The organism is Mesorhizobium sp. M7A.F.Ca.US.005.03.2.1 (assembly GCF_003997795.1).
Classification (GTDB): Bacteria; Pseudomonadota; Alphaproteobacteria; order Rhizobiales; family Rhizobiaceae; genus Mesorhizobium; species Mesorhizobium ciceri.
In genome coordinates, this window is the sequence record NZ_RZRP01000174.1 from 1 (window position 1) to 9058 (window position 9058).

At 62.7% G+C, this 9058-nt stretch carries 7 protein-coding genes and 1 pseudogene; all 8 read right to left on the reverse strand.

The genetic code is table 11. The features are described 5' to 3' along the window. Window positions 1-401: pseudogene (locus tag EN991_RS12410) on the reverse strand (anti-sigma factor); the annotation flags it as partial. Then, window positions 398-964 (reverse strand): sigma-70 family RNA polymerase sigma factor, encoded by a 567-nt coding sequence (locus tag EN991_RS12415; protein ID WP_013528254.1) that lies wholly within the window; start codon window positions 962-964, stop codon window positions 398-400. The gene EN991_RS12415 and the pseudogene EN991_RS12410, both read right to left, overlap by 4 nt. A 170-nt stretch (window positions 965-1134) precedes the next feature. Continuing rightward, complete coding sequence (locus EN991_RS12420; protein ID WP_127368851.1) at window positions 1135-1974, reverse strand: alkaline phosphatase family protein; 840 nt, start codon at window positions 1972-1974, stop codon at window positions 1135-1137. Window positions 1975-2071: 97 nt separating this feature from the next. Further along, entirely contained in the window at window positions 2072-3661 is a 1590-nt protein-coding gene (locus EN991_RS12425; RefSeq protein WP_024501943.1) for an ABC transporter substrate-binding protein, read from the reverse strand. A gap of 168 nt (window positions 3662-3829) precedes the next feature. Then, window positions 3830-5500, reverse strand: a complete 1671-nt coding sequence (locus EN991_RS12430; RefSeq protein ID WP_127368852.1) for an ABC transporter ATP-binding protein — start codon at window positions 5498-5500, stop codon at window positions 3830-3832. Next, window positions 5500-6324, reverse strand: a complete 825-nt coding sequence (locus tag EN991_RS12435) for an ABC transporter permease (protein WP_013528250.1) — start codon at window positions 6322-6324, stop codon at window positions 5500-5502. Before EN991_RS12435 ends, EN991_RS12430 begins: the two co-directional genes overlap by 1 nt. Window positions 6325-6334: 10 nt before the next feature. Next, window positions 6335-7294 (reverse strand): ABC transporter permease, encoded by a 960-nt coding sequence (locus EN991_RS12440; RefSeq protein WP_013528249.1) that lies wholly within the window; start codon window positions 7292-7294, stop codon window positions 6335-6337. A gap of 16 nt (window positions 7295-7310) precedes the next feature. Further along, window positions 7311-8897 (reverse strand): ABC transporter substrate-binding protein, encoded by a 1587-nt coding sequence (locus EN991_RS12445; protein WP_013528248.1) that lies wholly within the window; start codon window positions 8895-8897, stop codon window positions 7311-7313. Window positions 8898-9058: the final 161 nt, after the last annotated feature.

Here is a 9058-nt window from a genome sequence, read left to right on the forward strand (position 1 = left end):
TCATTGCCCTTTCCGCCGGGTTCGACAAACGACTGCACCATGACCAGAGCCAGCAGAACCGCGGCTGCCGCCCAGGCGACGCCGACCGGCACCGCCATGAAGCGGCCCCAGGCCTGCGCCAGCCAGGACGATCCTGCCGGCTTGCGCGCAGGCCCGGCCTCGGCGTCGAGTGCCTTGGCAAAGCGGCTGAGCGCATCGGCCGGCGGCCGGATTGCTTCGTTGGCGGCCGTGGCGCCGGAGAATTCGGCTTCAGCCTCGCCAAGGGCGGCAAGTGCGGCCGGATCGCTGGCCAGCCATTCCTCGACCGCTTCCAGGTCGGAACCTTCCAGCGAGCCGTTCAGGTAGAACGGCAGCAGCGTTTCCATTTCGTCGCGGCGCGACATCTTTTCAGCGGCGCTCATGGCCAGCCCCTGTCGTAACCGGCGGCCTTGAGAGCCTCGCCGAGTTTCTTGCGGGCGTAGAACATCCGGGTCTTGACGGTGGCGACCGGAATGTCGAGCACCTCGCTGATCTCGCTCACCGACTGCCCGTGATAATAGGCAAGATCGATGACGGCGCGATGCTCTTCCGGCAAGGCGTCGACGAAGCGCCGCAGGGCGGCCGCCTTGTCTTCCTTCATGGTGACGACTTCCGGTGTGTCGGCGCCGTCGGGCACTGCGGCGGCGGCCTCGTCGTCGATCCAGTCTTCCTTTTTCTTGCGCAGAAAGGACAGCGCCTTGAAACGGGCAATGCCGAGCAGCCATGTCGAGACTTCGGAACGCCCTTCGAAGCCGGGCGCCTGACGCCACAGCTCGAGGAAGACTTCGTTGGCGATATCGTCGGCCATCATTTCCGATCCCGTCTGGCGCGCCACGAAGCGGTAGACCCGCGCGTGGTGACGCATGAACAGGAGCCGCACGGCGGCTCGGTCGCCCTTCGCGACCCGGTCGACAAGCGCGCGATCGGTCTCCGTCGCTGCCGTCATGGCCGGTCGAGCCGCCTGGCTCCTGTCTGCTCTGTCGCTGATCGGCCCAAAAAGGTTCATCCTCCGCCAAGGAATTTTGCGGAGGCTAACCGAAGAGCGCGGAGGTTGCCAGAGGTGCGCCTCTTCCTTCTCCCACAAGGGCAGAAGGGAAGAGCTTCGCGGACCGCTTCTCACTCCAAGAAAGACTTCGCCTTCATCGTCGCGGGCACGGGAACACCCAGTCGGCTCAGCACCGTCGGCGCGAGCTGCAGCTGGTCGAGTAGTGTGTCCGCATCCGGCCCTTTGCCTTGTCCAAAATAATACAGCGCGAAATCCTGCATCTCGTCGTCATGGCCGCCGTGATGGCCACGATCGGTCTGGCCGTGATCGGCGGTGACGATCACCTCATAGCCGGCTTCGATCCAGCGTGGCAGGAAGGCGGCCAGCATGCCGTCCATCGCATAGACGGCATGGTCCATCTCGTGGCAGTCGTGGCCGAAGCGGTGTCCCATCGAATCCAGCGTGCAGGTGTGCAGGATGCCGTAGTCGATGCCATGGCGTTTCGTCAGCATGGTCAGCGTCGCGAACAGGTCGACATCGCTCGGCGTCATCTGGTTGCGGAGATTGTAACCGGTCATGGTGTGGAAGCGGCCATGCGTGATCGGCCCGCCTGGCTCGTCGAATTCCATGCCCTCGACCAGGTCGAACGGGAAGGCGCGGAAGAATTCCGACCAGTAGGAATGGGTCACCGCCCCCGTCTTGCCGCCTGCCTTGCTGACCTCGGAGAAGATATCGGGCTGCTCGACGCGGAAACGGTTCTCATTGGAGAGAATCCCGTGCAGCTGCGGCGAAACCCCGGTGTGGATCGAGGCATAGCAGCAGGCCGAGGTCGACGGCAGCACCGAGCGCATCTTCCAGACGCGCGCCTCGCCCGATTGCACCCAGCCTTCGAGATTGCCCATCAGCCGGCGCCAGTTCCGGTAAGGCACGCCATCGAGGATGATCAGCAGAAGCTTGGATTTGAGCGCCACGGGCTGCTCCATGCGGTTGGCGGTTGAAACGGGAACGCCGTGTGCCGTCCCGGGCACACGGCGTTCTGATAGATGAAATCGGCCGATCAGGGTCCGCTCAAGCGTTGAGCCAGCACTCGGCAAGCGCGTAGCCGTCCATCATTTCGCCGATAGGGCTCTTGGCATAGCCGCCGATCTTGTTGGTGGCGGCCGCGTCGATGAACTGGTTGAAGAAGGGCACGATCAGCCCGCCTTCGTCACGCATCATCACTGCCATATCGTGGTAGATCGCCTGGCGCTTGGCCTGGTCGAGCTCGCCGCGCGCGGTAAACAGCATCTTGTCGAATTCCGGCCGCTTGAAGCGCGTGTCGTTCCAGTCGGCGGTCGAGACATAGCCGGTGGAATACATCTGGTCCTGCGTGGCGCGTCCGCCCCAGTAGGAGAGCGAGAAAGGCTGCTTGTTCCAGACCTCCGACCAGTAGCCGTCGCCGGGTTCGCGCTTGATCTCGATCTTGATGCCGGCTTTGGCGCAGGACTGCTGATAGAGCTGTGCGGCATCGACGGCGCCCGGGAAGGCGACGTCCGAGGTGCGCAGCACGATCGAGCCGCTGTGGCCTGATTTCTTGTAGGCTGCCGCCGCCTTGTCCGGATCGAACTTGCGCTGTTCGATATCGGCGGAAAACAGCGGATAGGCCTCGTTGATCGGGAAGTCGTTACCCACCGAGCCATAGCCGCGCAGGATCTTTTCCAGCATCTCGTCGCGGTCCATGGCTAGCTTCAGCGCCATGCGCAGATCATTGCTGTCGAAAGGTGCGGTGTCGCAGAACATGTTGAACGGATAGTAGCCCTTGCCCGAGACATTCTCGATGGAAACGCCCGCGATGCGCTTGACCAGATCGACGACCTTGGGTTCGACGCGGTTGATCATGTGCACCTGGCCGCCTTGCAAAGCTGCAAGCCGTGCGGTCGCATCATTGATGACGATGATCTCGACCTGGTCGGCATGGCCGGCCTTGTCGCCAAGCCAGTAATTGGCGAAACGCTCGCCGCCATGGCGCACGCCTGGCTGGTTGACGCTAACCTTGTAGGGTCCGGCGCTGATGCCGGCATTCGGATCGTCCTTGCCGCCATTCGGCTGGATGACGAGATGGTAGTCGGCCATCAGATAAGGGAAGTCGGCATCGGCGTCGCCGAGCGTGACGATGACTTCCTTGCCGCTCGCCTTGACGCCCTTGATGTTCTTGAGGATGCCGAGTGCTCCGGACTTGGACTTCTCGTCCGCATGGCGCTCGATGGTGGCGGCAACGTCCTCCGCGCCGACCGTCTTGCCATTGTGGAACTCGATGCCATCGCGGATCTTGATCGTCCATGTCTTGGCGTCGGCTGAGGCGCCAATCTCTTCGGCAATCAGGTTGACCAGCTTGTTGTCCGGTGTGAGGCGCACAAGATACTCGCCCCAAAGCTTGCCGAAGCTGAAGGTTACCTGGCTGAGATTCAGCGCCGGATCGAGGCTGTTGGTGGATTCCCCGCCCTGCAGGCCAGCCTTGATGATACCGCCCTTCACCGCCGTCTGGGCAAATGCCTTGCCGGCCAGCGCCGGCATCATGGCCGCCGATACGCCGAGCGCGGCGGCGCGCCCAAGAAAGGCACGGCGCGATATCCGGCCGTGACCGGCGAGTTCGGCGAGATAATCGAGTTCAGTTTTCATGTCCTACCCCTGTTTAAAAGTCGTGCGAGCGGCGCTCGTCCCGAAGGACGTGTGGCGCTCTAGTGTTGCATCCGGATGACGGTCGCTGACGCCCCTATGTGGCAGCTTGGTCTGACACAATTTCCAGGGGAAGCGCCTGCCTTTTTCTTCCGGCAGTATTGGTTCCCTTTAGTTCCCCGCGCTGGCCATGCGCCGTCCCTTGATTGCCTTTTCCAGCCAGCCGATTTCCATCTCTGGAACCGAGGAGAGCAGCAGGTCGGTGTAGGCGTCGAAGGGCGGGCTCAGCACCTTGCCCTTGGGGCCGTAACGCACCACCTCGCCGCGATACATAACCGCGATTGAATCGGCGATCGACTTCACCGTGGCAAGGTCATGCGTGATGAACAGATAGGCGACGTTCTCTTCCTTCTGCAGCTCCAGCAGCAGCTCGAGGATGCCGTGTGCCACCAGCGGATCGAGCGCCGAGGTCACCTCGTCGCAGATGATCAGCTTCGGCTTGGCGGCAAGCGACCGGGCGATGCAGACACGCTGTTTCTGGCCGCCGGAAAGCTCGGCCGGGTAGCGGTCGGAAAATCCCTTGCCCATCTCGATCTTGTCGAGCAGTTCGGCAACGCGTCTGTCGCGCTCACGGCCGCGCATGCCGAAATAAAACTCCAGCGGTCGGCCGATGATGGTGCCGACGGTCTGACGCGGGTTCATCGCCACATCGGCCATCTGGTAGATCATCTGCAACTGGCGCAGATCCTCCTTCGGCCGGTCGGCCAGCCTGTTGGCCAGCGCGCGTCCGTCGAAGGTGACGGTACCCTGTTCGGGTGGCAAAAGTCCCGTGATGGCGCGCGCCAGCGTCGACTTGCCGGAGCCGGACTCGCCGACCACGGCCAGCGTCTGGCCCGGATAGATGTCGACGGATACGTCCTTCAGCACCTTGATATGGCTGCGGCCATAGGCGGCGGTGACGTTCTTCACCGACAGGAACGGCGACGTGCCGGGCTTCTGCTCCTGGTGTTCGATCTCATGCACCGAGACCAGCGCGTTGGTGTATTCCTGGCGCGGCTCCTTGATGATCTGCCTTGTGCCGCCCCATTCGACCAGCCTCCCATGGCGCAGCACCATGATCTCGTCGGAGACCTGGGCGACGACGGCAAGGTCGTGCGTGATGTAGAGCGCAGCGACATGGGTGTCGCGGATGGCGTCCTTGATCGCCGCCAGCACGTCGATCTGCGTCGTCACGTCGAGCGCCGTTGTCGGCTCGTCGAAGACGATCAGGTCCGGCTCGGAGCACAGGGCCATCGCCGTCATCACACGCTGCAACTGGCCGCCCGAAACCTGGTGCGGAAAACGCTCGCCGATGGTTTCAGGGTTCGGCAGGCTGAGCTTCTTGAACAGCGCAACCGCGCGCTTCTCGGCCTCGGCGCGTGTCGCGGTGCCGTGCAGCAGGGTGGCTTCCACCACCTGGTCCATCAGTCTGTGCGCCGGGTTGAAGGCCGCTGCCGCCGACTGCGCGACATAGCAGACCTCGCGGCCGCGTAATTTGCGGAAGCCGTCCTTGCCGCCCTTGAGGATGTCGCGGCCGTTCAGGATCACCTCGCCGCCTGTGATGCGCACGCCGCCGCGGCCGTAGCCCATAGACGACAAGCCGATAGTCGACTTGCCGGCGCCGGATTCGCCGATCAGGCCGAGCACCTTGCCCTTCTCGAGCGTCAGCGAGACATCGTGCACCAGCACGATGTTCTTCGGCGGTTCGCCGGGCGGGAAGACGGTAGCCTCGATGCGCAGATTGCGGATGTCGAGCAGCAGGCCTGACTTCGGTTGCCCGAGCTTCGCTTTGGTGTCGGCCATCACCCGCGTCCTCCCTTGAGGCTTGTCGTCCGGTTGAGCACCCAGTCGGCAACCAGGTTGACGGAAATCGCCAGCAGCGCGATCGCCCCCGCTGGGATGAGTGCGGCCGCGATGCCGAACACGATGCCGTCTTTGTTTTCCTTGACCATGCCGCCCCAGTCGGCGTCCGGTGGCTGCACGCCAAGGCCGAGGAACGACAGCGTCGACAGGAACAGCACCGCGTAGATGAAGCGCAGACCGAGTTCGGAAACCAGCGGCGACAATGCGTTGGGGAGGATCTCGCGGAAGATGATCCAGCCGCTGCCTTCACCGCGCAGTTTCGCCGCTTCGACATAGTCCATGACGTTGATGTCGACGGCGACCGCGCGCGACAGGCGATAGACGCGGGTCGAATCCAGAATGCCCATCACCAGGATCAGCGTCACCAGATTGGTCGGCAGCACCGACAGCACGACGAGACCCATGATCAGCGTCGGGATCGACATCAAGAGATCGACGAGGCGCGACAGCAGCGTGTCGAACCAGCCGCCGAAGACGGCCGCCGAGAAGCCGAGAATGGCGCCGAGCGAGAACGACAGCGCGGTGGCCAGCACCGCGATGAACAAAGTGATGCGGGCGCCGTAGATCATGCGCGAAAGCAGGTCTCGGCCGAGATTGTCGGTGCCCAGCAAATGGGCAGCCGACATCGGTTCCCAGACGTCGCCGACGATTTCGCCATTGCCGTGCGGCGCGATCCAGGGGGCGAAGACCGCCGCAAGCACGAACAATGCCGTCAGCACGATGCCGATCAGCGCGGGGATGGGGATGCGTTTGATATCGAGCATATCCGCCCCCCTATTTCGGATGTCTGAGACGCGGATTGGCGACGATCGCCGCTATGTCCGCAATGATGTTCAGGCTGATATAGACGGCGGCGAAGATCAGGCCGACCGCCTGCACCACCGGCACATCTCGCTTGGTGACGTGGTCGACCAGATACTGTCCCATGCCCGGATAGACGAAGATCACCTCGACCACGACGACGCCAACGATCAAGTAGGCGAGGTTGAGCATGACGACATTGATGATCGGCGCGATGGCGTTGGGGAAGGCGTGCTTGCGGATGACGTTGAAAGCCGACAGGCCCTTCAGTTCCGCCGTCTCGACATAGGCCGACTGCATGACATTGAGGATCGCCGCGCGTGTCATGCGCATCATGTGGGCGAGCACGACCAGCGTCAGCGCCGTCGCCGGCAAGGCGATCGCCTGCATCCGTTCGCCAAAAGGCATGCCGTCATAGACGGTCGAAATGCCGGGGAAGATCTGCCATTTCACGGCGAAGAAATAGACCAGCACATAGCCGATGAAGAATTCGGGAAACGAGGTCGAGGCCAGCGCCAGCCCGGAGATCAGCTTGTCGACCCAGCCATTGCGGTAGCGCACCGCGATCAGGCCGAGGATGATCGCCAGCGGCACGGCGACGATCGCCGCCCAGAAGGCGAGGAACAGCGTGTTCCACAGCCGTCCCTTGATCGACGTGGCGATGTCCTGCCCGCTCGACATGGCCGTGCCGAGATCGCCGGTCAGCACGCCGCCCAGCCAATGAAAATACCTGAGATAGGCTGGCTGGTTGAGTCCGAGCTGCTCGCGCAGATTGGCAAGCGACTCCGGCGTCGCCGACTGTCCGAGAATGGCTTGCGCGACGTCGCCGGGCAGGATCTGGGTGCCGGCGAAGATCAGGACCGAAACGGCCAACAAGAGCAGAATGCCCAGCGCAACGCGCTGGGCCACCAGTTTCAAGATGGGTGAGGACATATCCGCAAGGCCAAGCTCAGGCTTCGAGCCAGCACTTCGCCAGCGCGTAGCCGTTCATCAGCTCCTGATGCGGATCGTCGACCCAGCCGCCGACCTTGGCGCCGGTAGCGTCGATGAACTGGTTGAACATCGGCAGGATCAGGCCGCCCTCGTCTCGTACCAGGACAGCCATGTCATGATACATCTGCTTGCGCTTGGTCTCGTCGAGCTCGGCGCGCGCCGCCAGCACCATCTTGTCGAAGTCAGGACGCTTGAAACGCGTGTCGTTCCAGTCGGCGGTCGACAGATAAGCGGTGGAGTACATCTGGTCCTGGGTCGAGCGGCCGCCCCAGTAGGACGCGCAGAAGGGCTGCTTGTTCCAGACCTCGTTCCAATAGCCGTCGCCGGGCTCACGCTTCAGCTCGATCTGAATGCCGGCCTTGGCCGCGCTCTGCTGGAACAACTGCGATGCATCGACGGCGCCCGGGAAAGCGACGTCCGAGGTCCGCAGCAGGACGGCGCCGTCGTGGCCGGACTTCTTGAAGTGGAACTTGGCCTTGTCGGGATCGTACTTGCGCTGCTCGATCTCGGTAAACAGCGGATAGGACGCATTGATCGGGAAGTCGTTGCCGAGCGAACCGTAGCCGCGCAGGATCTTGTCCAGCATTTCCTCGCGGTCGATGGCCAGCTTCAGTGCCATGCGCAAATCGGCGTTGTCGAACGGCGCCGTGTTGCAATGCATGATGAACACGTAGTGGCCAGGACCCGCGTGGTTGCGGATGGTGACGCCCGGCAGGCGCTTGATCAGGTCGACGATCTTCGGCTCGACGCGGTTGATCACGTTGACCTGGCCGCCCTGCAGGGCGGCCGTGCGCGCCGTCGCATCGTTGATGACGATGATCTCGATCTGGTCGGCATGGCCCATCTTGTCGCCCTGCCAGTAATTGGCGAAACGCTCGCCGCCATGGCGCACACCGGGCTCATTGGTCGTGACCTTGTAAGGACCGGCCGAAATGCCTGCGTCAGCCTTGTCCTTGCCGCCATTTGGTTGGACGATCAGGTGATAGTCGCTGAGCAAATAGGGCAGATCGGCATTGGCCTCCTTCAGCGTCAGCACGACTTCCTTGCCGCTGGCCTTGATGGTCTCGATACCTTTCATGTAGCCGAGCGCGCCGGATTTCGACTTCTCGTCGGAATGGCGCTCAAGTGTGGCGGCCACGTCCTCGGCGGTCACTGTCTTGCCGTTGTGGAATTCGACGCCGTCGCGGATCTTCAGCGTCCACACCTTGGCGTCGTCCGACGAGCCGATCTCCTCGGCGATGCGGTTCTCGAGCTTGCCTTCCGGCGAAAGCTCGACAATCAATTCGCCCCACATCTTGCCGAAGGCGAACGGCACCTGAGTCATGAACAGTGCCGGATCAAGGCTGTTGGTGGATTCGCCGCCGACAAGTCCGGCCTTCAGTGTGCCGCCCTTGACCGGGCCTGCCGCGCGTGCAGCGCTTGAAAGCAGCGAGTTGGCGAAGGGCGCGGAGATACCGAGCGCCGCCGCCCGGCCGAGAAAATCACGACGGCTCAGTTTGCCCGACGCGACACGCCGGCTAAGAAATTCCAGTTCGTTCGACATTTTGAGTTCCTCACTCTGTTGGTTCGACTCTGCGGTCGTTTTTCTTGTTTCTTGTGAGGAGAATAATGACCGCAAGGGAAAGCGGTAAGCAAGACCGAATGCGACATGCCGTGGCGTAAATCGTACGTCGCAATTGGACCAATGAAATCGGCATTCAAAGA